This is a genomic window from Amycolatopsis sp. NPDC004378 (assembly GCF_053602455.1).
In genome coordinates this window covers 603,786-629,747 of record NZ_JBSGDR010000002.1, presented here as the reverse complement: position 1 = coordinate 629,747, position 25,962 = coordinate 603,786, and the positions used below count along the sequence as shown (strand labels likewise).

The 25,962-nt window shown below is 71.1% G+C and carries 28 protein-coding genes; 14 read left to right on the top strand and 14 right to left on the bottom strand.

The window, feature by feature from the left end; genetic code table 11:
• The first annotated feature begins 65 nt into the window (after positions 1-65).
• Complete coding sequence (locus ACWEN0_RS10705; RefSeq protein WP_451971474.1) at positions 66-632, top strand: bacterial proteasome activator family protein; 567 nt, start codon at positions 66-68, stop codon at positions 630-632.
• Positions 633-689: 57 nt separating this feature from the next.
• Here ACWEN0_RS10705 and ACWEN0_RS10700 read toward each other — a convergent pair whose 3' ends face one another.
• The 4 genes from ACWEN0_RS10700 to ACWEN0_RS10685 form a co-directional block, all read right to left on the bottom strand.
• The gene (locus ACWEN0_RS10700; RefSeq protein ID WP_451971472.1) at positions 690-1,832 is read right to left on the bottom strand and encodes an epoxide hydrolase family protein; all 1,143 of its coding nucleotides are present in this window, start codon (positions 1,830-1,832) and stop codon (positions 690-692) included.
• A gap of 45 nt (positions 1,833-1,877) precedes the next feature.
• Positions 1,878-3,464: a hypothetical protein gene (locus ACWEN0_RS10695; protein ID WP_451971469.1), complete on the bottom strand. Its 1,587-nt coding sequence runs from the start codon at positions 3,462-3,464 to the stop codon at positions 1,878-1,880.
• A 62-nt stretch (positions 3,465-3,526) separates the two neighbouring features.
• The gene (locus tag ACWEN0_RS10690; protein ID WP_451971467.1) at positions 3,527-3,988 is read right to left on the bottom strand and encodes a hypothetical protein; all 462 of its coding nucleotides are present in this window, start codon (positions 3,986-3,988) and stop codon (positions 3,527-3,529) included.
• Positions 3,985-4,614, bottom strand: a complete 630-nt coding sequence (locus ACWEN0_RS10685) for a hypothetical protein (RefSeq protein ID WP_451971464.1) — start codon at positions 4,612-4,614, stop codon at positions 3,985-3,987. Before ACWEN0_RS10685 ends, ACWEN0_RS10690 begins: the two co-directional genes overlap by 4 nt.
• 184 nt (positions 4,615-4,798) lie before the next feature.
• On the opposite strand from ACWEN0_RS10685, the gene ACWEN0_RS10680 reads away from it, so the two are divergent.
• The gene (locus ACWEN0_RS10680; protein ID WP_451971461.1) at positions 4,799-5,479 is read left to right on the top strand and encodes an acylneuraminate cytidylyltransferase family protein; all 681 of its coding nucleotides are present in this window, start codon (positions 4,799-4,801) and stop codon (positions 5,477-5,479) included.
• Here ACWEN0_RS10680 and neuC read toward each other — a convergent pair whose 3' ends face one another.
• Both neuC and ACWEN0_RS10670 read right to left on the bottom strand, forming a co-directional pair.
• On the bottom strand, positions 5,480-6,610 hold the full coding sequence (neuC, locus tag ACWEN0_RS10675; protein WP_451971458.1) for a UDP-N-acetylglucosamine 2-epimerase: 1,131 nt from the start codon (positions 6,608-6,610) through the stop codon (positions 5,480-5,482).
• A complete protein-coding gene (locus tag ACWEN0_RS10670) occupies positions 6,603-7,628 on the bottom strand; it encodes an N-acetylneuraminate synthase family protein (RefSeq protein WP_451971455.1) in 1,026 nt (341 codons plus the stop codon). The genes neuC and ACWEN0_RS10670 overlap by 8 nt, the downstream gene beginning before the upstream one ends.
• Positions 7,629-7,754: 126 nt before the next feature.
• On the opposite strand from ACWEN0_RS10670, the gene wzm reads away from it, so the two are divergent.
• Genes wzm through glfT1 form a run of 3 tightly spaced genes read left to right on the top strand, consistent with a single transcriptional unit; the run spans position 7,755 to position 10,435 of the window.
• Positions 7,755-8,708 (top strand): galactan export ABC transporter permease subunit Wzm/RfbD, encoded by a 954-nt coding sequence (wzm, locus tag ACWEN0_RS10665; RefSeq protein WP_451971451.1) that lies wholly within the window; start codon positions 7,755-7,757, stop codon positions 8,706-8,708.
• 3 nt (positions 8,709-8,711) lie between these two features.
• The gene (gene wzt / locus ACWEN0_RS10660) at positions 8,712-9,527 is read left to right on the top strand and encodes a galactan export ABC transporter ATP-binding subunit Wzt/RfbE (RefSeq protein ID WP_451971449.1); all 816 of its coding nucleotides are present in this window, start codon (positions 8,712-8,714) and stop codon (positions 9,525-9,527) included.
• Entirely contained in the window at positions 9,527-10,435 is a 909-nt protein-coding gene (gene glfT1, locus ACWEN0_RS10655; protein ID WP_451971446.1) for a galactofuranosyltransferase GlfT1, read from the top strand. Before wzt ends, glfT1 begins: the two co-directional genes overlap by 1 nt.
• Positions 10,436-10,478: 43 nt before the next feature.
• On the opposite strand, the gene ACWEN0_RS10650 is transcribed toward glfT1, so the two are convergent.
• The 4 genes from ACWEN0_RS10650 to ACWEN0_RS10635 all read right to left on the bottom strand — a co-directional run bounded on the left by ACWEN0_RS10650 (position 10,479) and on the right by ACWEN0_RS10635 (position 13,907).
• Positions 10,479-11,966 carry a hypothetical protein gene (locus tag ACWEN0_RS10650; RefSeq protein WP_451971443.1) on the bottom strand — a complete coding sequence of 496 codons (1,488 nt, stop codon included), beginning with the start codon at positions 11,964-11,966 and terminating at the stop codon, positions 10,479-10,481.
• A 10-nt stretch (positions 11,967-11,976) separates the two neighbouring features.
• Positions 11,977-12,543 (bottom strand): DUF3558 domain-containing protein, encoded by a 567-nt coding sequence (locus ACWEN0_RS10645; protein WP_451971440.1) that lies wholly within the window; start codon positions 12,541-12,543, stop codon positions 11,977-11,979.
• Between the two features lie 3 nt (positions 12,544-12,546).
• Positions 12,547-13,008 carry a hypothetical protein gene (locus ACWEN0_RS10640; protein WP_451971438.1) on the bottom strand — a complete coding sequence of 154 codons (462 nt, stop codon included), beginning with the start codon at positions 13,006-13,008 and terminating at the stop codon, positions 12,547-12,549.
• A 128-nt stretch (positions 13,009-13,136) separates the two neighbouring features.
• The gene (locus ACWEN0_RS10635) at positions 13,137-13,907 is read right to left on the bottom strand and encodes an ESX secretion-associated protein EspG (protein ID WP_451971435.1); all 771 of its coding nucleotides are present in this window, start codon (positions 13,905-13,907) and stop codon (positions 13,137-13,139) included.
• A 99-nt stretch (positions 13,908-14,006) separates the two neighbouring features.
• Here ACWEN0_RS10635 and ACWEN0_RS10630 point away from each other — a divergent pair, with 99 nt between their 5' ends.
• Positions 14,007-14,252 carry a hypothetical protein gene (locus tag ACWEN0_RS10630; protein WP_451971432.1) on the top strand — a complete coding sequence of 82 codons (246 nt, stop codon included), beginning with the start codon at positions 14,007-14,009 and terminating at the stop codon, positions 14,250-14,252.
• A 53-nt stretch (positions 14,253-14,305) separates the two neighbouring features.
• On the opposite strand, the gene ACWEN0_RS10625 is transcribed toward ACWEN0_RS10630, so the two are convergent.
• Both ACWEN0_RS10625 and ACWEN0_RS10620 read right to left on the bottom strand, forming a co-directional pair.
• The gene (locus ACWEN0_RS10625; protein ID WP_451971429.1) at positions 14,306-16,225 is read right to left on the bottom strand and encodes a glycosyltransferase; all 1,920 of its coding nucleotides are present in this window, start codon (positions 16,223-16,225) and stop codon (positions 14,306-14,308) included.
• A gap of 8 nt (positions 16,226-16,233) precedes the next feature.
• Positions 16,234-16,704 (bottom strand): GtrA family protein, encoded by a 471-nt coding sequence (locus ACWEN0_RS10620; protein WP_451971426.1) that lies wholly within the window; start codon positions 16,702-16,704, stop codon positions 16,234-16,236.
• A gap of 125 nt (positions 16,705-16,829) precedes the next feature.
• Between ACWEN0_RS10620 and ACWEN0_RS10615 the strand changes: the two genes are divergently transcribed.
• The 8 genes from ACWEN0_RS10615 (at position 16,830) to ACWEN0_RS10580 (ending at position 23,545) form a co-directional block, all read left to right on the top strand.
• Positions 16,830-18,200 carry an FAD-binding protein gene (locus tag ACWEN0_RS10615; protein ID WP_451971423.1) on the top strand — a complete coding sequence of 457 codons (1,371 nt, stop codon included), beginning with the start codon at positions 16,830-16,832 and terminating at the stop codon, positions 18,198-18,200.
• Positions 18,197-18,952, top strand: coding sequence for a decaprenylphospho-beta-D-erythro-pentofuranosid-2-ulose 2-reductase (locus tag ACWEN0_RS10610; RefSeq protein WP_451971420.1), 756 nt, complete (start codon positions 18,197-18,199; stop codon positions 18,950-18,952). Before ACWEN0_RS10615 ends, ACWEN0_RS10610 begins: the two co-directional genes overlap by 4 nt.
• A 61-nt stretch (positions 18,953-19,013) precedes the next feature.
• Positions 19,014-19,454, top strand: coding sequence for a YbaB/EbfC family nucleoid-associated protein (locus tag ACWEN0_RS10605; protein ID WP_451971417.1), 441 nt, complete (start codon positions 19,014-19,016; stop codon positions 19,452-19,454).
• The gene (locus ACWEN0_RS10600; protein ID WP_451971414.1) at positions 19,451-20,923 is read left to right on the top strand and encodes a WXG100 family type VII secretion target; all 1,473 of its coding nucleotides are present in this window, start codon (positions 19,451-19,453) and stop codon (positions 20,921-20,923) included. Before ACWEN0_RS10605 ends, ACWEN0_RS10600 begins: the two co-directional genes overlap by 4 nt.
• Positions 20,920-21,597, top strand: coding sequence for a hypothetical protein (locus ACWEN0_RS10595; protein WP_451971412.1), 678 nt, complete (start codon positions 20,920-20,922; stop codon positions 21,595-21,597). The genes ACWEN0_RS10600 and ACWEN0_RS10595 overlap by 4 nt, the downstream gene beginning before the upstream one ends.
• The gene (locus ACWEN0_RS10590; RefSeq protein WP_451971410.1) at positions 21,594-22,193 is read left to right on the top strand and encodes a hypothetical protein; all 600 of its coding nucleotides are present in this window, start codon (positions 21,594-21,596) and stop codon (positions 22,191-22,193) included. The genes ACWEN0_RS10595 and ACWEN0_RS10590 overlap by 4 nt, the downstream gene beginning before the upstream one ends.
• A gap of 69 nt (positions 22,194-22,262) precedes the next feature.
• On the top strand, positions 22,263-22,883 hold the full coding sequence (locus ACWEN0_RS10585; protein WP_451971407.1) for a VC0807 family protein: 621 nt from the start codon (positions 22,263-22,265) through the stop codon (positions 22,881-22,883).
• A 50-nt stretch (positions 22,884-22,933) separates the two neighbouring features.
• Positions 22,934-23,545, top strand: coding sequence for a VC0807 family protein (locus ACWEN0_RS10580; RefSeq protein WP_451971404.1), 612 nt, complete (start codon positions 22,934-22,936; stop codon positions 23,543-23,545).
• 6 nt (positions 23,546-23,551) lie between these two features.
• Here ACWEN0_RS10580 and ACWEN0_RS10575 read toward each other — a convergent pair whose 3' ends face one another.
• Together ACWEN0_RS10575 and ACWEN0_RS10570 are read right to left on the bottom strand one after the other, a co-directional pair.
• Entirely contained in the window at positions 23,552-25,069 is a 1,518-nt protein-coding gene (locus tag ACWEN0_RS10575; protein ID WP_451971401.1) for a hypothetical protein, read from the bottom strand.
• Between the two features lie 81 nt (positions 25,070-25,150).
• Positions 25,151-25,864, bottom strand: coding sequence for a hypothetical protein (locus tag ACWEN0_RS10570; RefSeq protein ID WP_451971398.1), 714 nt, complete (start codon positions 25,862-25,864; stop codon positions 25,151-25,153).
• Positions 25,865-25,962 lie beyond the last annotated feature (98 nt).

The window sequence follows — 25,962 nt, the reverse complement described above, 5'->3', positions numbered from 1 at the left end:
ATTCCCGCTACGCTCGGAGACGGACGCCCCGCGCGTGTCGCGGAGCGTGGCGAACGCGACCCAGGATGGAGCACATGACCGAGCCGAACTTCACTGCGGGTGACGCGGGCCAGGAATCTTCACCCCACGTGGTGGTCGTCGGACCGGACGGCACACCGGTGGGCGCGGCGAAGCTGCCCACGGAGGACAACGCCGAGTCGGTCGGCGACCTCGTCGAAGAGCCGGCGAAGGTGATGCGGATCGGCACGATGATCAAGCAGCTGCTGGAAGAGGTCCGCGCGGCCCCGCTGGACGACGCCTCCCGCAACCGCGTCCGCGAGATCCACCAGACCTCCGTGAAGGAGCTGGCGGCTTCCTTGGCCCCGGAGCTCCAGGACGAGCTGGAGCGCCTGGTCCGCCCGTTCACCGACGACTCGACGCCCTCGGACGCCGAGCTGCGGATCGCGCAGGCCCAGCTGGTCGGCTGGCTCGAGGGGCTGTTCAGCGGCATCCAGACGGCCCTCTTCGCCCAGCAGATGGCGGCGCGGGTCCAGCTCGAGCAGATGCGGCGCGGCCTGCCGGCCGGCCCTTCGGCGGCCGGGCACGGCCACGAGCACGGGCCGGGGATCTCGGGCACGGGCCAGTACCTCTGACGACGGCCCCGGGGTTGTCCACAGACCGGCGGGGATGTGGACAACCCCTGTGGACAACTACCGGGTCCGGAAGAACGCCCGCAGGTCGCCGATCAGCGCATCCGGCTCTTCCAGGGCCGCGAAGTGCCCGCCGCTCTTGAACTCGGTCCAGCGCACGACGTTGTCGGTCCGCTCCGCGAGCGCCCGGACCGGCAGCCCGATGTCGTCCGGGAAGACCGCGACGGCGGTCGGCACGGTGTTCTCCGGCGGCGGCGCGCCCCACCCGCCGGTCAGCGCCGCGTACAGGCGGGCCGACGAGTTCGCCGTCTCCGTGAACCAGTAGATCGAGACGTCGGCCAGCAGGTCGTCGCGGTCGATCAGGTCCTCCGAGGTGTTCGAGAACGACCGGAACTTCTCGGCGATCCACGCCAGCTGCCCCGCCGGCGAGTCGTGAAGACCGTACGCAAGCGTTTGCGGCTTGGTCGCCTGGATCATCGCGTAGCCCGTGCCGGACATCGAGAACGCGCGTCCCTTTTCCAGCGAACGCCGGCCCAGCTCCTGGTCGGGCAGCCCGTCCAGGTCGGCCTCGGTCCGGACGACGGCCGAGGCGAGCATCGTCACGTGGATGCCGGTCACGCGCTCCGGGAACCGCACCGCCAGCTCGCGCGAGATGATCGCGCCCCAGTCGCCGCCGTGGGCGCCGAACCGCTCGTAGCCCAGACGGGTCATCAGCTCCGCGAAGGCTCGGGCGATCCGGTCCGGCCCCCACGCGGTTTCCGGCGTCGGCCCCGAAAAGCCGTAACCGGGGATCGACGGGACGACCACGGTCAGCGCGTCCGCCGGGTCGCCGCCGTACGCGCGCGGGTCGGTCAGCGGCCCGATGACGTCCAGGAACTCGACGACCGAGCCCGGCCAGCCGTGGGTCAGCAGCACCGGCTTCGCGTCCGGTTCCGGCGAGACCACGTGCAGGAAGTGCACGGTCGTCCCGTCGATCGAGGTCGTGAACTGCGGGAAGGCGTTGAGCCGCGCCTCCTGCGCCCGCCAGTCGAAGCCCGTCCGCCAGTATTCGGCCAGCTCACGCACGTAGTCGACGGGCGCCCCGAGCCGCCACCCGGCATCGGCGGGCTGGTCGGGCCAGCGCGTGTTCGCCAGCCGCGCACGGAGGTCGTCGAGGTCGGCCTGCGGGACGTCGATCCGGAACGGCGTGATCTCTGAAGTCATGCGTCCACGGTAGGAACCATCGCGGACAGATCCGGTCCTCGATCCCTAGCGGCTCGGGCACACTTCGAGTTCGCCGGCGGGCAGGGCGTGGTCGCAGTCGAAGCGGGCGCGCAGGTCCGCCGCGACGTCGGCGGGCAGGCGGTCCACCGTCAGCCAGGACGGCTGCACCACCAGGTACCGGGCGTCCGTGTGCTCGTAGCAGCCGAGGTTTTCGCGGTAGCTCTCCAGTTCCCGGACCGCCGGGAGGTAGGTGCCGCGCTGGACGAACACCGGGGCCGGGTAGCGGCAGTCGGCCGGGTTGCCGACGAAGTACGCCATGTCGCCGAAGGCCAGGTACAGCACCGGCGTGTCGGCACCGATCCGGTCGCGGACCGGCGCGATCAGCCGCTCGTCGACCTGCGCGGCCGCGACGCGCTCGGCGTTCGTGTAGTCCGCGTGGATGCCGTCGAACGAGTAGGGCGCGGCCGGCCAAACCGGCACGACGAGCACCGCGAACGCGCCGAGCACGGCCAGGAACGGCCACGTCCGGGCCCGCTCCTTGAGCGAGAGCACCGTCGCGATGGCCACCACTGCCACCAGCGCGCCGTAGACGGGCGTCCCGTGCGCGAGCCGCCACTCCGGCGTCGCCGCCGAAACGAACGGCACGCCGACGCCGAGCACGACCGTCGCCAGGACCAGCGCGCGCGGCGGGCCGCCGTGCTCCGCCGACCACCGCGCGACGGCCAGGCCCCACAGCCCGGCGGCGAACGGCACCAGCGCGGCGAGGTGGTACTGGAACCACTGCGCCTGGAGCACCACCGCGGCCAGCACGACGACGACGGCGGCCGCGGGGAGGACCAGCCAGCCGATCCGGGCACGCCGCCCGGGCGCCAGCCGCACCAGGAGCACGACGCTCACCGGGAGCAACGCCACCATCGGCACCGCGATGGCCTCGTTCAGGACCGTGCTGAGCAGCGCTTTCGCGTCGCCCAAGTGCAGGCCGCGGCTCAGCGGGCTGTCGCCGTTCAACCGGGACAGCTCCCCGAACCACCGCCACTCGCGCGGCTCCACCAGCACGCTCACCCCGAACAGGCCGAGGCAGGCCACACCACCGAACGCGCCGGTGAACACGGCCCGGCGCCGGTCGAGCGCCGCGAGCACGCCGAGCGCCACCACGGCCGTCGGCAGGGTCGTGTACTTGACCAGCACGGCCAGGGCGAGCAGCACGCCACCGGCCGCGGCGGCGGGCAGCGTCCGCCGGAAGAAGAGCGTGCCGCCGATCGCGCCGGCGGCGAACACGGCGGCCAGCCACTCCGGCTGCAGGAAGTCCCAGTTCGGGGCCAGCGCCAAGGCCAGCCCGGCGGCCGCGGCGACGGCCGTGGCCTCCCCCGCCGGGCGGTAGCGCGCCAAGCCCGCGCGGAGCAGCACCGCGACCAGCAGCACCAGCACCAGGGCGCCCACCCGCACGAAGGCTTCCCGGCCGGCGTTGGGCAGCGCGGACGCGGGGTCGGCCAGCGCGAGCACCAGCCGGTAGGCCATCGGCCGGTGGACGAAGACCTCGGCCGGTGCGAACCCCGACCGTCCGGCCGTCTCGAGCGTGCCCAGGACGAACCGCACGTCGTGGTCGAGCCCCGTCCAGACGACGGTGAACACGAGCGGCACCAGGAACAGCGCGCCCCACCACGAGGTCGGACGTCCTGGTGCGGTGAGCCGGCTCAGGCCCCGGCCTCGGCGCGGGCGCGGAGGGCCTCTTCGACCCGGGCCAGCCGCTCTTCGTACTTCGAGACCGCCGCGAGGCGGGCGCGGATCCGCGCGTGCTCGGCACGGACCTCCTCGGTCTCGTCTGGGGCGTATTCGATGCGGTCCGCGGCCCGCGTGATCGATCCGGGGCGTTCGAAAGCAGCGACGCGCGCCTCGAGGGCGGCGAGGTGGGGGGCGAGCCGGCGCTGCTCGTCGTAAAGCCACTTCACGTGGCCGTCGAGCTCGGCGGCGGCGTCCTTGACGTCCTTGATCTCCTCGCGCACGCCCGCGAGGTCCTCGCGCAGCGCGTCGAGCTCGGGCCGGAGCCGTTCGAACGCGATGGTCTCGATCCGCGGGCGCATCCGCCCGAAGACCGGCCGTCCGGCGGCGCGCACGAGCCCCTTCGCCCGCGAAACCGCGCCCTGAAATTCGCTCACTGCACTATCTCGATTCTTCCGGAGTCGCGCCACGAGCTCAGCAACCGCGATTCGGCGCTGAGCCGGTGTTCCGCCGTCACGCCGACCTTGCCGCCCCAGGCGTGCTCGAAATCGGTCTGGTCCGGCCGTTCCAGGATCGACACGCCGGTCAAGCGCACGGTCGCCTCGGGGAACAGCCTCTTGCACAGGTACGTCACCAGGGTGCCGGTCGTGGCCCACACGTGCTCATCGGTCGCGAGGCCGAGCCGGCGCGACAGCGGCAGCACGTACTGCCGGTTGGAGATGGGCACGAACCCCAGGTCGGCCGGCCACCAGTCGGGCAGGAACTCGGGTTCCCAGAACAGCCGGCCCGGCTCGGCGAGCAGGTAGAGGCGCGAGGTGTAGTCGGCGAAGGTGTACGGCGAGACGATGACGCCGCGGTGGATGACGACGACGTCGGTGCGCGTGCCGTACGCCGGCGCGGCGTCCGGCTCGTCGAGCGCGAACGTCGTCATCCGGATGACGAGGTCGCTGCTGTCGATCAGCTCGGCGCGCGCGGCGTCGGGGGCCATCGGCGCGTTTCCCACCACGGTGACGGTGCGGACCTGTTGGCCACGGCCGTACGCGCGCAGCAGCTCCCGAAGCATGGAGTCGGCATCACCCTCGTCGAGTCCCGACGTGTCGTTTGCGAACTGAGTCCGGTTCATTGCTTCCTCACCGACTTGTCCGGGCGCGTGGCGACCCTGCCATTGACCGGGCCGCCGTCCGGCGGCAGTCGAGCAGACGGACAATAGCTGACAGACCGATGCCATCACCCGGAAGGGGTGCAGTGTGACCGCGCTGGCCGTCGTCCCCGCGAGGGGTGGCTCCGTGGGGCTGCCGGGCAAGAACCTGGCGCTCTTCCGGGGCCGTCCACTGGTCGCGCACACGGTGCACACGGCGGTCGCGGCCGGCGTCACCGACGTCGTCGTGACGACCGACGACCCCGGGATCGCGGCCGCGGGGGCCGCCGAAGGGGCCAGGACCGTCGAACGGCCCGCGCACCTCGCGGACGCGACCAGCCGCACCCTCCCCGCGGTGCTCCACGCCCTCGACGCGCTCGACGTCCCGGACGCCACCATGGTCCTGCTGCTCCAGCCGACGTCGCCGCTGCGCACCGCGGCCGACATCGCCGAATGCCTCGAAATCCACGCCGGCCGGCCCAGCGGATCGGTGGTCCAGATGTGCCGGGCGGCCGACCACCACCCGCTCAAGGTGTGCCTGGAGACGCCGGACGGCGGCATCGCCCCGGTGCGGGAGTGGGCCGACCTCGAAGCGCCGCGCCAGACCCTGCCCGCCGTGCTGCGCCCCACCGGCGGGATCTACCTGGTCCGGGCCGGCGACCTGCGGCGGCACGAGCGGTTCTTCATCCCGGAGGTGCGGCCGCAGTTCGTGCCGGTCGAGCGCGCGATCGACATCGATTCGGCGGCCGACCTGGTCCTGGCCGAACAGCGGGCCGCGGCCCACGGCTGATCAGCGGTCGACGAAGGCCTTGTAGAGGGACGGCCGCCACAGCTCGTCGCCTTCGAGCAGCTCGACGATGCGCCGGTGCGCGCCCGGCTCGCCGAACGCGGTGTGCGGCGCGCACCGGCCCATCGCCCTGGCCTTGCCGATCCCGGCGAGGACCGCCTCGGCGGTCGGCTCCACCGACAGCACGCTGGGCGCGACCGCCCGGTTGCGCTGGCGGGTCCCGACCGTGACCGACGGCGTGCCCAGCACCGGCGCCTCCCGGACCCCCGCGCTGGAGTTCCCGAGCACGACCGCCGCGTGCTTCATGAGGGTGATGAAGTACTCGAAGCGCATCGACGGCAGGCGCACGAACCGCGGGCCCGCGAGCCGGTCGAGCTCGCTCCGGATCTCGCGGCAGCCCTCGTCGTTGTTCGGGTCGATGACCACCCAGTTGCCCTCGGCGAGCACCGCGTCCACCACGGCGGCGGCGTTGCGGCGGTTGAGGTCGCGTTCCGTGGTCACCGGGTGCAGGGCGAGCAGGCCGTAGTCGGTGAACGGGATCTCGTAGTGCCGGCGGACCTCGTCGAGGTCGGGCAGGCGCGGGGACGTCAGGACGTCGACCTCGGGACTGCCGACGACGAAGATCCGGTCCTCCTCCTCGCCGAGCTGCAGCAGCCGCCGCCGGGCCTGCTCGTTGGCGACCAGGTGCACGTGGGCGTGCTTCGACAGCGAGTGCCGGATGACGTCGTCGATCGTGCCGCTGACCTCGCCGCCCTCGATGTGCACCACGCGCACGTTCGCCAGCGACCCGACGATCGCGCCCGCCAGGGCCTCGACGCGGTCGCCGTGCACGACGATCGCGGCGGGCTGCTCCTCGTGCACGAGCCTGGCCAGCGCCTGGACGGTGTTGGCCAGCACGAGCGCCATCGGCTCGTCGACGATCTGGTTCGGGATCAGGTGCAGCCGCTCGAGGCCGGCCAGCTCGATCTCCCGCACCGTGTAGCCGTAGCTGCGCAGCATGTGCATGCCGGTGACGACGATGCGCGCCGACAGCACCGAGCTCTTCTGCACCGCGAGCATGACGTCCCGCAGCTTCCCGAAGTCGGCGCGCGTCCCGGTGAGGAACAGGACCTCGCGCCGCTCCGCCTCAGCCAAGGTCCGCCCAGCTCACCTGCGTGTTCGCCGGCAGCGCCCGCGAGACGGCCCGGCCGAGCAGGCTTTCGTAGTCCTTCGCCTTGATCTCGCCGGTGCCCGGTCGCTTGACCCAGATGTTGTCGGTGCTCAGCGCCTCGCCGGCGGCGACGTCCTTCGTGGTGACGACGCAGGCGTACGCGAAGTCGATCGTCGGCTGCTCCTCGGCGAGGATCTGCTTCGACCCGCCCCGGGCCGCGTGGATCAGCCGGGACCCCTCGACGAGCTGCTTGAACTCCGCCGGCGTCGACGACACGGGGATGTCCGGGCCCGGCCAGCTCATGTCGGAGGTGAAGTGCCGCTCGAGCACCGACGCGCCGAGCGCGACCGCGCCCAGGCACGGGTAGATCGTCACCGTGTGGTCGGAAAGCCCGAGTTCGGCGTCGGGGAACGCGGCGTGCAGCTCGGCGAGCGCGCCGAGCCGGACCTGCTCCGGCGGCGTCGGGTACAGCGACGTGCAGTGCAGCAGCGCGAAGCCGACGCCGGCCTCGCGCAGGATCTCGACCGCGGGGGTGATCGACGCGATGTCGTTCATCCCGGTCGAGAGGATCACGGGCTTGCCGAACGACGCGACGTGCCGGATCAGCGGGTAGTTGTTGCACTCCCCCGAGCCGATCTTGAAGCCTTCGACGCCGAGCTCGGCCAGGCGGTCGGCCGCGGCCCGCGAGAACGGCGTCGACAGGAAGACCAGGCCGCGCTCCTCGGCGTGCGCCTTGATCTCGCGCTCGTCCTCGGCGGTCAGGGCGACGCGGTTCATCATGTCCCAGATCGGCTCGTCGGCGTTGCCGGGCACGACGTCGTTCGGGATCATCTCGTCGTCGACGACGTGGGTCTGGATCTTGACCACCTGGACGCCGGCGTCCGCGGCGTCGTCGACCATCTTGTGCGCCTTCTTCGGGTCACCTTCGTGGTTGATCCCGATCTCGGCGATCACGAGGGGCGGGTGGTCGGCACCGACCGGGTGCTCGCCGAGCGTGAACATGAAGACCTCCGGGTCGCTGCGTGCTGCGGGCCGTCACCGACCTTATCCCGTGGTCCGCCGGGGCGGCCCCGCCCGACCCGAGTGCCCTCTCAAGACGCCGCTCATCCCATCGGTACCCTCGTCCACGTGCATGCCACCAGCACGGTCCAGGCCGCGAACTCACCCTTAGCGTCGTCGTCGGTGCCGCCGGCGTCGGACAGCAAGACGTTCGCACGTGCCTTCGCCGACATCAAGGCCGGTTTCCGCGCCCGCGAGCTCTGGGGTCACCTCGGCTGGCAGGACATCAAGCAGCGCTACCGCCGGTCGGTGATCGGGCCCTTCTGGATCACGATCAGCCAGGCCGTCCTCGCGCTCGGGCTCGGGCTGCTTTATTCGCAGCTGTTCAAGCTGCCCGTCGAGGTGTTCCTGCCCTACATCTCCACCGGCTTCATCATCTGGGGCTTCATCAGCGGGTGCCTGTCCGAGGGCATGGAGACGTTCATCGCCAACGAGGGGCTGATCAAGCAGCTCCCGGCGCCGCTGAGCGTGTACATGCTGCGCACCGTGTGGCGGCAGACCCTGATGCTGGCGCACAACATGATCGTCTACGTGGCCGTGCTGGCGATCTTCTTCGGCGCCCTCAGCAAGCAGTACTCGCTGCTGGGTGACGGGACGTGCATCCCCAACCACATCTGCCACCCGGGCCTCAGCTGGAACATCCTGCTGGCCATCCCCGGGTTCCTGCTGCTGGCGATCAACGCCGCCTGGGTGACGCTGCTGTTCGGCATCATCTCGACCCGCTTCCGCGACATCCCGCAGGTCGTGAACTCGCTGATCCAGCTGCTGTTCTACGGCACGCCGATCGTCTGGCCGGTCGACCAGCTGATGAGCGGCGGGTCCCGGGAAGGCGTGTCGTGGATCCTGCCGATCGTCAAGGCGAACCCGCTCTACCACTTCATGCAGGTGGTCCGCGCACCGCTGCTCGGCCAGGAGTTCAGCATCGGCAACTGGATCGTGGTCGGCTCCATCACCGTCGTCGGCTGGGCGCTCGCGCTCGTCGCGATGCGCAACTACCGTGCCCGCGTCTCCTACTGGGTGTGACACATGGTTTCCATTGACGTCCACAACGCGTACGTCGACTTCCCGATCTTCGACGCGAAGACGCGGTCGATGAAGAAGCGCGTCCTGGGCAAGGTCGGCGGCAAGATCGGCACCGAGTCCAAGGTGCCGATCATCGAGGCCCTGCACGATGTGACGCTGAACCTGCGCGAGGGCGACCGCGTCGGCCTCGTCGGGCACAACGGCGCCGGCAAGTCCACGCTGCTGCGGCTGCTCGCGGGCATCTACGAGCCGACCCGCGGCTCGTCGCGGATCCAGGGCAAGATCGCGCCGGTCTTCGACCTCGGCATCGGCATGGACCCGGAGATCTCCGGCGAGGAGAACATCATCATCCGCGGCCTCTTCCTCGGCATGACCGCCAAGGAGATGGAGAAGCGGGTCGACGACATCGCGGAGTTCACCGAGCTCGGCGACTACCTGCAGATGCCGCTGCGGACGTACTCCACGGGCATGCGCGTGCGGCTGGCGCTGGGCGTCGTCACCTCGATCGACCCCGAGATCCTGATCCTCGACGAGGGCATCGGCGCGGTCGACGCGGCGTTCCTCAACAAGGCGCGCGACCGGCTCAAGGACCTGGTGAAGCGCTCCGGGATCCTGGTCTTCGCCAGCCACTCGGACGAGTTCCTGTTCGAGCTGTGCGACTCGGCCATCTGGATGGACGAAGGTCACCTCAAGCAACAGGGCTCGCTGCGGGACGTCCTCACGTCGTACAAGGGGCGTGACCCCTTCGACAACATGAGCCAGGAAACCCTGGAGCGGTTCGGCATCGAGCCGGCGGCGACGAAGAACGGCGGGGAATGATGACCAGCGAGACCCGGCAGCTGCCCGACGGCGCGGTCGTCGGCGTGGTCGTCACGCGGCACCGGCGCGAGCTGCTCACGGACTCGCTGAAGGTCATCGCGGCCCAGACGCGGCCGGTCGACCACCTCGTGGTGGTCGACAACGGGCCGGACGACTCGGCCCGCGAAGTCGTCGAGAACTACCCGCTGCCGCACACGTACCTGCCGTCGCACCGGAACCTCGGCGGCGCGGGCGGGTTCGCGCTCGGCATGCTGCACGCGCTGGCCCTCGGCGCGGACTGGGTCTGGCTGGCCGACGACGACGGCCGCCCGGCCGACGAGAACGTGCTGGCGACCCTGCTGGCGGAGGCGGAAAAGCGGAACCTGGCGGAGGTTTCGCCGGTGGTGTCCAACATCGACGCACCGGAGAAGCTGGCCTTCCCGCTCCGCCGCGGCCTGACCTGGAAGCGGTCGCAGTCCGAGCTGGGCGTGGACTTCCTGCCCGGCATCGCGTCCCTGATGAACGGCGCGCTGTTCCGCGCGTCCACTTTGGACGTCGTCGGCGTGCCGGACCTGCGCCTGTTCTTCCGCGGCGACGAGGTCGAGCTGCACCGCCGGCTGGTCCGCTCCGGCCTCCCGTTCGGCACGTCCCTGAAGGCGAAGTACCTGCACCCGGACGGCTCGGACGAGTTCAAGCCGATGCTGGGCGGCAAGTTCCACGCCCAGGACCCGGAGAACGCCGTCAAGCGGTACTACACCTACCGCAACCGCGGGTACCTCCTGTCGCAGCCGGGCATGCGGAAGATCGGCGCGCTGGAGATCGTCCGGTTCGGACTGTACTTCGTCGGCGTGAAGCGCGACCCGAAGGCGTTCCTGCAGTGGCTGAAGCTGGTGCGGCAAGGCCGGGCGGAGAAGTTCTACCGCTACTGAGCGAAACGGCCCCGGGTTTCCCCGGGGCCGTTTTCGTTGTCCCTTATTCGCCGATGACCGGCGGGGCGGTGCGCAGGTCCGTGCCGAAGACCTCGTCGGGGTCGCCCTCGACCAGGTACGTCGGCCGCGAGTGCTCCGTGTCCTCGTCGCCCTCGCCCTTCTGGCCGCGGCCCATGCCGCCGGCGCCCATGCCACCTCGGCCGGCCGCGCTGCCCGAGCCGAGACCACCCATGCCGCGCCCGGCGGCTGCCTCGGCCGCGCCGATGCCACCCGGCCGGGCCGCGCCCGACGCGGACCCCGCGCCCGTCGCATTGCCGGCGCCGCCCGAGCCGCCAGGGCCGAAGCCACCCGCGCCGCGTCCTCCGCCGCCGCCACCGACCTTGGAGTTGTAGGCCTCGTCGCCGCCGAAGTTCATGCCGCCGCCCATCGGCATCGGGCTCATCGGCGGCATGCCCCCGAAGCTCTGGTTCGGGTTCGACGTCGACCCGCTGGGGATCGAGCCCGGCGTGAAGCCGGACGGCGTCGTGGTGCCCGCCGGCAGCAGGCCCGCGCCCGTGGTCGAACCGGGACCGGAGAAGTGCGGCGTCCCGGTGGAGCCGGGAACGTTGCCCGTGGCGAAGTTGCCGGACCCGCCCGGCGAGTTCACCGAGCCGTGGCCGGGCACGTTCACGCCCGACGGGTTGTTGCTGCCGTTCTTGTCCCCGCCGCCGTTGGGGTCCCCGGAGCCGCCGGGGTTGGTGAAGCTCGGCGGCGGCGCGAACTCCGGCTGCTTCGACGCGGCCTCGTAGAGGCTCTTGTCGTAGGTCGACATCACGCCGGCGGCCTGGGTGTGGGCCTCCTGGCTGTCCTTCTGCTTCTGGATGGACTTGTCGACGTTGTCGGCCAGGTTGAACGGGTTCGACGTCGCCCAGGACTTGAACTCGTCACCCCAGCTGAACGGGATCGGCTCGGGCATCGCGTTCTTCGCGGTCTGCGCGGCCGTGCCCTGGTCGTAGACCGTCTCGGACGCCAGCCGGGCGTTCTGCGAGTTCGCGTCCGACCACTTGCCGAGGCTGGTGAAGTACGACTGCGCCCCCTCGGCCGCACCGCCCTCCCAAGTGCCCTTCGACTTGCTGACGGCTTCGCTCATCGCGGTGCCGAAGCCCTCGAAGGCCTTGTGGACGTTGAAGTAGGCGGTGGAGACGTCGGACACCTGCTGGACGTTGAGGTTGTTGTCCAGGAACTCCTTGAGCTGGGTGTGCTGGTTGCCCATGTAGTCCGCATCGGACGGGCTCAGCCCCGACACGTACTGGACGTCACGCCCCTGCGTGCTGTCCTTGACGTTCTGATCCCCGACCTGGTGCGACTGCTGACGGCCCTTCGCCTGCTCGAACCACTGCTTGAACATCCCGAACCAAGGCGCATTGGGATCAACCCCGTCTCGCGCCTTCTGGTCGAAGTAGGCATCCCGAGCGGCCGGCGAGAGGTTCTGGATCTGCTCGTTGGTGAGATCCGCGGACTTCTGCCCTGGCGGTGTCTGTCGCGTGGTCATCAGGATCCCCTTATCCCTTCGGCAGCTTCGGCTCGACCTTGTCGGCCAGCTGGGACGCGATGTCGCAGGCCTTTGTCGGGTCGTCGTTGATTACGAGGATGTCCACGCGGGCACCGTCGCCTACGGCAAGTGCCAGAGTGCAGCCCTTCGGGGCGTTCGGCGACGGGATCTGGACGGCTTTGCGTCCGTTCACGTTGCCGGCGATCGTGCCGCCCCCGACATCCGTAGCCGAGTCGACTCCCTGGGTGTCGCGCACCCCGACTCCCAGGGCCAGCGCCTCTTCGCTCGCCGAAGCAAGCTCTTTCTCGTATTTGCAGGTTCGCGCAGCACCGAGCGTCTTCGCTTCGGCAGGCTTGAACTGACCGTAGCCCACGATGTCCGCCGCTGTGAGCAGCTGACAGGGATCGAGCCCGGTCGTCGAAGTTGCGCCGGACGAGGCGCTCGGCGCGGCAGACGAGGCCGACGCCGATGATGAGCCCGCGGGTGAGGCTGTACCGCCCTCGGTCGTCGTGCATCCGGCTAGCAAGGCACTACCGGCGACGAGCGGCAGAAGTGCGCGTACGAGAAGTTTCGTCATCCCTCAGGCCTGGATCGTGGAGGTGGCGGAGATCGCCTGGTTCTCGGCTTCCTTGTACAACCCGGATGCCCGGGCAAGCGCCTCATCCGCCGACTTGAGGACCTGCTTGAACTGCTCCAGTACGACCTTGGCCGACCCGGTCGACTGCGACGCGCTCTTCTGGTCGTGATTAGCCACGGTGTGCCCGTAGGGGTGACTACCGAGCTGGGGTGCCTGGTCCAGGCTCCCGGTGTCCCAGAACAGTCCCTCGAGCTTCTCCGCCATGTCGGCGAGCGCCTTGCGGAGTGGAGCCACCCCTTCGGGGGAGATCTTGAAGCCGCCGCTCTTGGCGGCATCCACCAGCTTGGCCGTCTCGGCGCTGGCCTGGGCAAGAGCCGCGGCGTTGATGCCCGCCGTGCCGATGATGCTGCCGACGTTCTTGAAGGCCCCTACCGAAACCTGCCCCGGATCAGCCTGGAAACTCATCGCCGCCCCACCTGAATCGCTTCGCCCATGCGTGTGTACCCGGGAGTCTACTAGCCGCGTACCCTGCGCAACCGTCGTTCACCGATCTTCACTTTGGACGGAACCCGCGCTCGGCTGGTTCCCGGTGCTCAGAACTGGCCTTCGAGCTGGGCGTAGAGCTGCTGGGCCAGGCGGGCGTTGTCCGCCGGGGCGTAGGTGATCCAGCGCTGGCCGTCCGCGGCCGCGCGGGAGGACATCAGCCAGCGGCCCGACTCCGTGTCGAACCAGGCCAGGGGCGGGAACGTGCCGCCCGGGGTCTGGGCCGTGAACTGGCCCACCCGCTTCTTCGGCTCCTGGAAGACGCGCTCGATCATGCGGACCTGGGGGCCGCCGGCGGTGCTGCCGCCCGACGAGCGGGGGCCGCTCACGCCCGCGAAGGGGTCGTACGCGTCGTCGCGGCGCTGGTGGCGGGGCTGCGCCGCGGGGCGGGAGATGGTGACCGACTGGCCGGGGGCGGCCGGGGTCAGCGGGAGGAGGTCGACGATCGCCGGGACGATGCCCGTCGGGCGGACCTCCTCGAAGACGATCAGGTTCTCGTCCTGGCGGGCGAGGACCGCGAACTGGCCGTCGGACGCGACGCGGGCGAACAGGTGACGGTCGCCCAGCTCGGCGGCCGCGTTGATCGACACGCTCCCGCGGACGAAGGTGGCCAGCGCCAGCTCGGCGTCCGCGTCGAGGCGGCCGCGGCTCCACAGGCCCCGGCCGGTCAGGTCGCGGACGACGGCGTCGCGGATCATCGCGCGCTGCTCGCCGGTGGTGCCGACGTGCGGCACCTCGAACGGCGTCGGCGCGCGGCCCAGCCCGAGCTGCTCGAGCAGGATGTCCACCGCTGCCAGTGACAGCGAGAACGAGTGCGGCATCGTTTGCGTCCCCCGTTTCGTCGCAACCACGGTAGTCCACGGCTCCGCCCTCAGCGAACCGCCTTGCCGCGGCAAGATCGCCGCTGGTCCGATGGACGCATGGCCGATCCCAAACCCGCACTCGTGCTGCACCTCGCCACCGGTGGCGAGCCACTGCTGTTCGCCTTGACGACCGAAGAATCCGGCAAACTGGCGGGCAGGCTCGCCCAGCTCGTGAAGGCCGGCGCGGTCGAGACGGTGACCACCACGGACAACTCGGTGGTCGCGATCAACTTCGCCCACGTCGCCGCCGCCTACGTCGACGACCTCACCCGGAAGAGCAAGGTCTTCGGGCTGCACGCCTGACGCACGGAGGCCGCCTCACGACCAGCGTGAGACGGCCTCCGGGGACAGCGGGCTCAGAGCTTGTACAGGCGCTTCCAGTTCTCACGCGACGTGAGCTCCGGCATGGCGCGCTTGTACTGCTCCTGCACGGCCGCGCCTTCCTTGCGCAGGCGCTGGATGACCTTCGCGCCCTGCTTGGCCAGCGCGAACATCTTCACCTTGTCGTAGGACCGGACGCGGACGCCTTCCTGGTTCGCGTCCGTGACGACCGCCTTGTCGAACAGGGCGATGTGCCACCAGTGCGCCTCGTCGATCGGCACCGCGCCGAGGCCGAAGCGGCTGCGGCCGAGCACGCGGTCGAGGATCCGCTTGATCAGCACCAGGCGCTGCATGCTGGGCCGCGGCGCGCTGTTGATGATGCCGATGTCGTTGGACGCGATGCCCGGGACGTCGGTCGCCTTGTGGCGCTTGGTCTCGGGGTAGGCGTCGCGGATGCGGCGGATCTCCTTCATCGCCTCGACACCGCCGTCACGCAGGACCTCCGGGCCCTCGAGGAAGTCCTCGATCGCCTTGATCAGCGTGGCCGACAGGCCGTACTGCATGCCGAGCAGGTACCGGACCAGCTGCGCCATCAGCACGCGCGAAAGCAGGTTCAGGTTGAACGGCGAGTGCAGGGCTGCGGTGATGATCGAGTTGCGCAGGTTGAAGTACCGGTGCCACTCGTCCCAGTCCTTCATGTGGAAGTCCGCGTGCCACACGCCCGCACCCGGCAGGGTGACGGTCGGGAAGCCGTGCGCGCGGGCGCGGTAGGAGTACTCCGCGTCGTCCCACTGGAAGAAGAACGGCAGCGGGTAGCCCGTGGCCTGGACGACCTCGTAGGGGATCAGGCACGACCACCAGCCGTTGTAGCCGGCGTCGAGGCGCCGCTCCTGGCGGTTCGGCTTGAGGGTCTCCTCGTCGACGCCGAGCAGGTCCGCCGTCGACAGCGAGTGCTCGACCGGCTGGCCGGGCTCCAGCGTGTTGAGCCGGGCGTACTCCGCGCCGACGTGCAGCTGGTTCGGGTGGAACAGGTTCAGCATCTGGCCGCCGACGATGATCGGGTTGGCGGCGCGGTTGGAGAACGCCGTCATCCGGATCACCAGGTCCGGCTCGAGCAGCACGTCGTCGTCCATGAACAGGACGTTCGCGTGCTCGGTCGCGGTGTGCCCGGCCACCTCGAAGAGGCCGCGGGTGAAGCCGCCGGCGCCGCCGAGGTTCGGCTGCTTGATGTAGTGCAGCTTGTCGGCGAGGTCCTTGGCGACCTGCTCGAAGCCTTCACGGGACTCGACCAGGTCGGTGCCCTGGTCGGCGACGTAGATCGCGTCCAGCGTCTCCAGCGAGGAGACGTCCGCGGCGAGGGCCTGCAGGTTCTTGAGGCAGTCGTCGGCGCGGTTCATCGTGCAGATGGTCACGGCGGTCGGGCGGATCTTCTCCGGGGCCTCGACCGTCCAGCGGACCTGCTCGACGCGCAGCGTCTGGCCGCCCTCGGTCTCGAGGTCCAGCCAGAGCGCGCCGCCGTCGTAGAACTTGTCCAGCTTGCCGGTCAGCGTGACCTTCGCCTGCTTGGCGTCGGCGACCTGCTCGGCGGCCACGACGCGCGGCTCGCCCTCGACGTCGGACGCGCCCATCGACAGCAGGCCGGTGCCGGTCACGACGGCCTCGACCGACACCTCGGTGACGGTCGTCCAGCGCTGCCAGTAGGAGGCCGGGAACCGGCCGAAGTACGTGTTGCCCGACACCTTGGAGGCGGGCTCGAGGGAGATCACCGCACGTTCCCGCACGGCCGAGCCCCACTCGAGCTCGGCGTACAGGTCCTTGCTCACGATCGGCGCGGGGCCGGCGTAGAGCCCGCGCTGCGCCGTCAGGCGACCCTGCGGAGTGTGCTCGGTGAACCGCGTCTCGGCGGCCGCGCCGGCTTCGGTGGTCGGCGCCGGGGTTGCTGTTTTACCGGGCATGAAGGTCCTCAGTTCTCCTTGGTCGACGGCTCGCGGAACACGACCCACTTGAGCATCACGAAGTTGATCACCGTGGCAGTGGCCTGCGACACGGCCCAGCACAGTGTGTGCTGCCACGCGGACGGCGGCAGGACCTGCAGCATGAGCTGGTTCACCCCGACCGCGACGAAGAACGTCACGGTGTAGAGCAGGACGAACGAGCCGATCTGCGCCTTGCCGTCCCGGCGCCCACCGGAAAAGGTGAACTTCCGGTTCAGGAAGAACGCCGTGGTGGTGCCCACGATGAAAGAGATAGCGCGGGCGATGTCGACCCACGGTGAAGCGGCCATGCCGGCGACCTGGGTCAGCAGGGTGTACGTGCCCAGGTCGACCAGGGCGCAGAAACCGCCGATCAGGGCGAAGCGGATCAGCTGCCCCAGCAGTCCCAGAGAGGACGGCTGCGCAGCCGTCACGTCGGCTTGCGGATCGGTCGCCACCACTGCATTACCTCGTTGCCTGTGTCATGGTCACCCGCGCGGGCGCTTGTGCCTTGATGCGCAAAGTGTAGAGACGGCCACTTCAGGGTCACGTCTCGGGCGTCGTTCGGCGTGGCTACCCTGGTCGGGTGACCCACCTACCCGAGACACGGCGACGCACGCTCACGGGCTGGGCGCGGACCGCTCCGACCACGGCGGACGTCCTGAGCACCCCGGATGTCGAAGCCATCGCCCGCGCCGTTACGCGGGCCGGTGAGCGCGGCGTCATCGCGCGCGGCCTCGGCCGCTCCTACGGCGACCCGGCGCAGAACGCGGGCGGCCTGGTCGTCGACATGACCCCGCTGAACCGGATCCACTCGATCGACCCGGACACGGCGCTGGTCGACCTCGACGCCGGCGTGAGCCTCGACCAGCTGATGCGCGAGGCGCTGCCGCACGGCCTGTGGGTCCCGGTGCTGCCGGGCACCCGCCAGGTGACGATCGGCGGCGCGATCGCCAACGACATCCACGGCAAGAACCACCACAGTGCGGGCAGCTTCGGCAACCACGTCGTGTCGATGGACCTCGTCACGGCCGACGGGCAGATCCGCACGCTGACGCCGGAGGGCCCGGACGCCGAGCTGTTCTGGGCGACCGTCGCCGGCATCGGCCTGACCGGGATCATCGTCCGCGCCACCATCCGGATGACCAAGACGGAGACCGCGTACTTCCTCGCGGACAACGAGCGCACGGACAACCTCGACGAGACGCTCGAGCTGGTCAGCAACGGCTCGGACGACAAGTACACCTACTCGTCGGCGTGGTTCGACACGATCTCGACGGGCGCGAAGATGGGCCGCGCCGCGTTCGGCCGCGGCTCGCTCGCGAAGCTCGACGAGCTGCCGCCCAAGCTGCGCGCGAACCCGCTCAAGTTCGACGCCCCGCAGATCGCGACCCTGCCGGACGTCTTCCCGAACGGCCTGGCCAACAAGCTGACCTTCGGCGGCATCGGCGAGCTGTACTACCGGAAGACGCCGAAGGAAGCCCGCGGCGTGATCCAGAACCTGACGGCCTTCTACCACCCGCTCGACATGTTCGGCGAGTGGAACCGGGCCTACGGCTCCAAGGGTTTCCTGCAGTACCAGTTCTCGACGCCGTTGAACGCGCACGAGCCGCTGCGGAAGATCGTCACGAAGATCGCCGAGTCCGGGCACGTCTCGTTCCTCAACGTGTTCAAGCGGATGGGCGAGGGCAACGCGGCACCGCTGTCGTTCCCGCACCCCGGCTGGATGGTCTGCGTCGACTTCCCGATCAAGGCGGGCCTGGGCCGGTTCTGCCAGGAGCTCGACGAAGACGTCCTGGAGCTGGGCGGGCGGCTGTACACCGCGAAGGACTCGCGCACCTCGCCCGAGACGTTCGCGAAGATGTACCCCCGCCTCGAAGAATGGCGCAAGGTCCGCGCCGCCATCGACCCCGAAGGCGTTTTCGCCTCTGACATGAGCCGGAGGCTCGCACTGTGATCGACGCCGTGGGCAACCCCCAGTCCCTGCTGCTGCTCGGCGGCACGTCCGACATCGCGCTGGCGATCGCCGACAAATACCTCGCCGAGGCGCCGCTGCGGGTCGTGCTCGCGGCCCGGCCGTCGCCGCGGCTGGAGGCGGCCGCGCAGCGCCTGAAGGACAAGGGCGCCGAGGTCTCGACCGTCGACTTCGACGCGAAGGACACGGCCTCGCACCCGGGCGTGCTGGACAAGGCGTTCGAGGGCGGCGACATCGACGTCGCGGTCGTCGCGTTCGGCCTGCTCGGCGACCCCGAAGAGGTCTGGCAAGACCACGCGAAGGCCGTTGAGCTGGCGACCGTGAACTACACCGCCGCGGTGTCGGTGGGCGTCGCGCTGTCGGAGAAGCTCAAGGTCCAGGGACACGGCACGGTGATCGCGCTGTCGTCGGTGGCCGGCGAGCGCGTCCGGCGGTCCAACTTCCTCTACGGCTCGACCAAAGCCGGGTTCGACGGCTTCTACCTGGGCCTGGGCGAGGCCCTCGCGCCGCACGGCGTGAAGGTGACCGTCGTCCGCCCGGGGCACGTCAAGACGAAGATGACCGAGGGGCTCAAGGACGCTCCCCTGGCGCAGACGGCCGAGCAGGTCGCCGAGATCGCCGTCACCGCGGCCCGCTCCGGCAAGGACCTCGTGTGGGCGCCGGCGCAGTTCCGGCTGGTGATGTCGGCGCTGCGGCACGTGCCGCGGCCGATCTTCCGCAAGCTCCCGATCTGACGCGGAACCCCCGCGCCGCCGGAACCGTCCGAAGGGGACATCCGCGACGCGAGGGAGCGAAATGGATCTGGGGACCAAACTGGACGCCGCCCTGCGGTCGTTCCAGGAGCGGGCGGCGAAGGCCGCTGAGCTCAAGGAGCGGATCGCCGGGCTGCGCGGAAGCGCCCGCAACGCCGACGGCTCGGTGACCGTGACGGTCGCGCCGTCCGGCGCCGTGCTGGGCCTGCAGCTGAGCCCGCGAGCCGTGCAGCGCTCGCACACGGCGTTGCAGCAGGAGATCCTGACGGCGATCCGGGACGCCACGAAACAGGCCTCGGCGGCGCTGAACGAGAGCGTCGAGCCGATCCTGGGCGAACGCGCGGAGCAGTTCCGCGAGGCATTCAACGCGCACGTCGAGCCACTCGGCCCGGGCGAACCGCCACCGGCCGCACCCGCGCGGCCCCGGCCGCCCGCCGAAGACGACGACTTCGGCGGCCCGATCCTGCGCCGGGAGCGGTTTTGAGCACCGGGTACGACGTCCAGCCGGCCGCGCTGACCGCGCACGCGTCCGGGTCGAAGGAGGCCGCCGGGCACTTCGGCAGCCTCGCCGAGCTGCTGCAGCAGGCGCGCGTCAGCGACGACTGCTTCGGCCCGCTCGGCGAGCTGATGGCCTACAAGTACTTCGACTCGCTGCAGGAGTGCCAGGACCTGGCGAACCAGGCCAAGACGTTCCTCGACGAGATCGCCGAGAAGACGACCGTGGCCGCGAAGGCCTACAGCGACCACGAGGCCGGCACGTCGACGGCCATCGCCGGGCTGGCCGACGGCGGCAGCGGCCCGGGCGTCGACGTCGACCACGCCGGGGACGCCGACCGCAAGGGCTACTGGGAGCAGAACGGCGGCTACGGCAGCAGCTGGCTTTCGACGGCGTCCGAGGTCTCGCAGGCGAGCAGCCCGCCGGACGTCGCCATCGCCACCGTGCACGCGCGGATGGAGCAGCTGCAGCTGATCACCAGCCCCGGCCAGTCGTTCCTCGACAACGGCCTCGGGTTCCTGATCGGCATCGTGATCAGCCCGCTGGTCGAGTTCGTCCTCGAGCCGGCCATCGGCGACCCCGAGCAGATGCGCAGCACGGCGAAGGGCTGGGAACAGGTCGCGCAGTGGCTCGACGGCACTGCCGAGCACGAGCGGAAGCGCGCCGACCTCACGAAGGAGCCCTGGAAGGGCGACGCGGGCGACGCGTTCCGCATGCAGATGACGGAGTTCGCGGGCGGCGCGAAGGCGTTCGCGAGCGAGGTCCGCGGGCTGCAGCAGATCCTGGAGATCGCGGCCGACCTGTTCGACGCGTTCGTGGAGATCGTCATCGACATCCTCCAGGAACTGGTGATGGGCCTGATCATCGAGTGGCTGGCCGCGCTGGCCGCCTCGTGGATCACGGCCGGGGCGTCGGTCGGCGCGGCGACGGCGGCCACCGAAGGCGAGGTCGCGGTCACCGGCGGACGGCTCGGGATGAAGGTCAAGGAGCTGCTCGGCAAGCTGAAGCCGCTGATCGAGGAGCTCGAAAAGCTGCTGCGGAAGCTGCGCACCGGGCCGCTCAAGAAGGTCGTCGAACGGGCCGAAGGGCTGCGCAACGGCAACTTCCTCGAAAAGCGCCTCGCCGACCAGATCGACAAGCACCCGCTCGCCAAGATCCTCACGAAGGCGAACCCGGTGACCGGCGCGTCGAAGACCGGCAACAAGTTCGCCGGCCGGTTCGGCGTCGGCGGCGAAGGGGCGGACGCCCTGACCACGAACCTCACCGAGGCCGGGCTGCGCGCGGCCGGCCTGAGCGGCACGACCAGCGTCGGCAAGGCGGCGTGGCGCGGCAGTGCCGGCAACGTCGTCGAACAGGGCGTCGAGCAGGGCGTGAAGTACGGATACCACGAGTCCCAGGACCCGTCGTCCGACGAAGAGCGCCGCGAGGCGACCGACCGCGGGTTCACGCTCGAGTGAAGCTCTCCGACCCGCTCGGCGCGGCCACCCAGGCCCGGCCGTACCTGCGCCCCGGCGAAGCACTGCGGTGGGCGGCGTACGGCCGGGTGGTCACCTTCGACGTCCGGGGCATGACGCCGGAAGGGCAGCCGGCCACGGGACTCCTGCGCAGGATCGGGTCGGGCGCGGCCGAGTTCCTGTCCGAGGCGATCAGCGACAGCGACAGCGGGCCCGACCGACCACCGGACCCGCAGGTGATCGCGTTCGGTGACCGCGCCGGGGTGCTGGCGCACGAGTTCCTGCGCGAACTCCCGGCGCGAGCGGCGGTCCGCCGCCTGTGGGTGCTGACGCCGCACCGGCTGGCCGTGCTCGACGAGCGCGTGCCGGCTCCGGCGCCGGAACCGGCGAAGTCCTTCCTGGGCAAGGCGATCGGCTTCGGCCGGGACGTCGCCGCGATCCTCACCGACCGCACGAAGACCTATGGCTACAACCGCGAAGGCGAGCCGATCGCGCTGCGGGAGTTCCAGGTCGTCGCCGAGCTGCCCGGCGACCGGATCACCGGCGCGGAAATCGCGAAGCGCGGCCGAAAGCCGGTGCTGCGGATGTCCCTTGTGGACGGTTCGGGCGTCGACTTCCGGTTCGACGCCGACGACCACTTCGACTGGCTCCTGGCCCGGACGAACGGAGCGCGGTGAACCTCGAGGCCACGACCGCGGCCAAGGTCGACAAGATCATCGAACGCGAGCTGGGCTCGCACTGGCTGCGCCGCGGCGAGGTCCTGCGGCTGGGCTGCGCGCCGTACCACGCGCACGTCGGCGTGCGGCTCGGCGGCGTCCGGCACGCGCCGTACGTGCCCGGGCGCGAGCTGCCGAAGGTGACCGAGCCGCCGGGGCGCTGGCCGCTGCCCACCGACGTCGTCGCGGACGAGGACTGGACCGACGACCCGGCGCTCGGCTACTGGGCGACGGCCGGCGACGCCGGCCAGGTCGCCGTCCGGCTGGCCGACCACTTCGCCGCGAGCGTCGGGCACGCCCGGCTGACCTGGACCAACCAGCGCCTCGCCGTCGTCTACCCGACCAGCCGCCTGGTGGGCGGCAGCGGCGGCCCGTTCACGACGGCGGAGGAGTTCGACGCGCGCGTGGTCGTCCGGCTGGACGCGGTTCTCGGCGGGCACAGCTTCCCGCCGTCGCCGTCGATCCGCTTCGGGTTCGGCGACGGCTCGGCGGTGTTCCTGCGCGACGCGCTCGCGCCGATGAAGGTGTCGCGCGCCCTCTCTCCACCCCGGGGTTGAGCCGGAAGTCCATCCGGGCCCGGTCCGCGCGCCGATGTGGTGGCGAGGCCGCGAAAACAGACTGGGCTCATGACGAACCCGACGAGCGACCGCGGTGGCTGGACGCTGTTCCTCCGCGACGTCGCGCTCCCGATGGCGCTGTACTACGTGCTGCGTTCCTTCGAGGTCGCGCCCCTGTGGGCACTGCTGGTCAGCGCCGTGCCGCCGGTGCTGCGGACCGGCTACGTCCTGGCGCGGCACCGCCGGATCGACCCCGTCAGCGCGTTCGTGCTGGCCGTGCTGCTGATCAACGCGACGGTGGCGATCTTCTCCGGTGACGCCCGGCTGCTGCTCATCCGCAGTGCCTGGCTCACGCTGCCGCTCGGCGCGGTGATGCTCGCCAGCGTGGTGGCCGGCCGGCGCCCGCTGCTCTTCCGCGCCGTGTGCACCCTCCAGCCCGCGCGCGCCGGCGACCTCGAACGGCTGTGGGGCCTCTCCCCGGCGTTCCGGGACCGGTGGCGCACGGCCACGCTCTGGTGGGGCACCGGTCTGGTGCTGCTGGCGGGCGCCGTCGTGGTGCTGGCGTTCACGCTGCCGGTGGACGTCGTACCGATCCTCGACTCGGTGCTGACTGTGGTCAGCGTCGTGCTCGGCGTCAGGTTCACACGGCGGCGGTTGAGCCCGGGCATCAACCGGACGGTGGATGCGTAGGAGCCGGGTCGACGATGGTCGCGGCGGCGTGACTCCTCGATGCTCGAAGCATGGGGAAATCGCTGGTCACGCTGTTCTGCGACCTCGCCGCGCCGGTCGGCGGCTACTACCTGCTGCGCGCGTTCGACGTGGCGCCGGTCTGGGCCCTGACGCTCAGCGGCCTCCCGCCGGCGCTGCGGGTGCTCTACCTGGCGGCGCGGCACCGGCGGGTCGACGGCATGGGCGTGTTCGTGCTGGTCATCGTGGCGATCGGCCTCCTGACGACGGTGGTGACCGGCGACGCGCGGCTGCAGCTGGTCCGCGGGGCGTGGTTCAGCGTGCTGATCGGCGTCTGGATGCTGGCCAGCCTCCGCATCGGCCGCCGCCCGACGACGTTCCAGGCGACGCTGGCCCTGCTGCCGGCCCGGGCGGCGGACCTGGAGGCCCGCTGGGCGGACACGCCGTCGTTCCGCCGGGTCTGGTGGGTGCTGACGGTGGTCTGGGGCGTCGGCGGGCTGGTGCACAGCGGGATCAGCATCGCGATGGCGTACACGCTCCCGGTGGACGCGGTCCCGGGGCTCGACACGGGGGTGTCGATCGCGAGCTTCGTGCTGCTGCAGGTCGTCACGCAGGTGCTGCTGGCCCGGGAGGGCACGATGCACCGGATGTTCACGCGGCGGTGACCGCGCTCAGCCGCCGGCGGCGTGGGCGGGCACCAGGTACAGGCTCTGCACGCCCATCCACGGCGAGTCGATCCGCCAGCTCGCCAGCGCGGTCCGCGGCGGGCTGCTCCGGGTCGTCGTCAGGACCAGGTCCGGGTTGATCGGGGCCACGCTGTGGTCGAAGTTGTGGAAGTTGGCTTCGAGCAGGGCCCGGCCGACGTCGCCGCTGCGGCGCTTCGTTTCCGCGATCGCCGGGTCGACCGCGCCGCGGTCGGAGAACTCGTCGACCAGCTCGCAGTCGCACGCGTACGCCAGCGCGCCGACTTCGCCCGCCGTCTCGACCTTGCGGCCGTGGGCGATCGATGCCAGCTGCTGGCCGATCTCGCGGTACTCCGTCGTCGACGCGTGGTTGCTCTGGATCGGGGCGAACTGCCGCGGGAGGCCGGGCAGGGCGTACACGGCCGCGCCGGCCAGGATGCCCACGCCGGCCAGCGTCAGCGTTCCGCGGCGCACGCGCTCCGGCACCGCGGTGGCGCACGCCGCGAGGAAGATCGTCGCGCCGATGATGCTCGGCGCGTAGTACCAGTGGTACGGCGGCACGCCCAGGCGGCTGTAGGCCAGGTAGTGCAGGACACTCGCGACGGCGAGCGCCGCGAACGGCGTCAGGCGGCGAGCGGTCTCCGAGCCCCGGCGGTACAGGATCACCCAGGCGGCGCCGGCCAGGGCGGCGAGTGGCAGCGGCAGGAACGACAGGAACGCTTCCGCCGGGAAGTTGCGCCAGTACAGGAGCGGGCCGTTGGTGAAGCTGAACGGTCCCCACGACTGCTGGCTGATCTTGATGACCAGCGTGTCCGGCACGGCCGAGCCGAGTACGACCCAGCTGAAGGCGAACCACGGCAGCGTCACCGCGAGGGTGGCGAACGCCGTGCGCCAGATGCCCGTCCAGAACTCGCGGCGGGCTGCGAACAGCACCGCCGCGATGAGCAGGAGGTCGATCCGGACGAGCGCGAGCAGCCCGATCACGACCCCGAGCCGGCCCGCTCTGCGCTCCCCCGCGTAGACCAGCGTCCAGACGACGCCGGTGGCGCCGAGCGCGACCTCCAGGCCGACCGACGACAGCAGCAGCGGGTTGACCAGCAGCAAGGCGAACGTCAGGGGCGCGAACGCCGCCGGCAGCCCGGTGCGCTCGCCGAGCCGGCGCAGGCCCAGGACGAGCAGCACCTGCGCGGCGACGAACACGATCCCGGCGGCCAGCACGGCGTCGCGGACGACGAACGTGACCGCGGCCAGGGCCAGGACGTTCAGCGGGGACGTCGCGGTGTTCGCCGTCCCCTGCTCGATCAGGCCCCAGTGGGCGTGGAAGGCGAGGTTCTTCGCGTAGGACAGCGTGATGTACGTGTCATCGATGAGATGCCTGCTGACCAGGGCGAACACCAGCGCGGAAGCCACTGCGGCCCCGGCCGGCAGGACCCACGAGCGGGCAACGGGCAGGGCCGCCGGCAGCGCACCGGCGGCCTCGGGGACTTCTGCGGAGGCGCTTCGCATCCGGGCCACCGTACCCCGCCTGTGATGCATCCGTGATCTGAGCGGAGTACGGGTGGCCCAGCCCACAGCCGACGGCGTCGGTCAGATGCCGTCGCCCGAGCCGGTGTTGCCCGAATTACCCGAGTTGCCGCCGCCGCGGCCGGGGAAGCCACGACCGTCGGGGACCTGGCCGTTGTGCTGGCGGTGGATGCCCGGGCGGCCGTCCTGCGGGCCGTGGTGGGACGTCGCCAAGGCGATCCCGCCGACGACGCCCCCGCCGATCAGGACGCCGAGCACGCCGACGCCGACGAGCTGGGTGGCGCGGTGCCCGACGAACCGCCGGAAGCCGCCGGGCTGCCGAGGCGCGGCCGCGGGCGGGCCCCAGGCGCCGTAGGCCTGGCCGGGACCGGGCTGGGAAAGCTGCGGGGTGGGCGGCGGCTGCCGGCCGTGGACGGCGTTGGGCAGCCGGCCTGGCGCGGGCTGGCCGTGCCCGGCGGTCTGATCGGCGTTCGGCACCTCGCCGGGCGACGGCTGGGCGACGGTCTCGCCCTGGCCCGGCGCGGCGGGCTGCTGGGCGTGCACAGCAGTCTCGCCCTGGCCCGGCGCGGCGGGCGGCTGAGCGTGCACGGCAGTCTCGCCCTGGCCCGGCGCGGCGGGCGGCTGAGCGTGCACGGTGGTCTCGTCACCCGGCACGGCGGGTGTGGGCTGCGCCGCGGTCTCCCCCGGCACTTGCCCGGCGGTCTCGGCCGTGGGCTGCTCGACGGTCGGCTGGCCGGCCCCCTCGGGGACCTTCTCCTCGCGCGGCTGGTCGTTCATGGTCGCTCCTGTGGTCACCGGGGACGGGCGCAGTGCCCGCCCCCACCACCTCAGGGTGCGCCCTTCAGCTGTGCTGAACCTGAACCCAACCTGTCCAT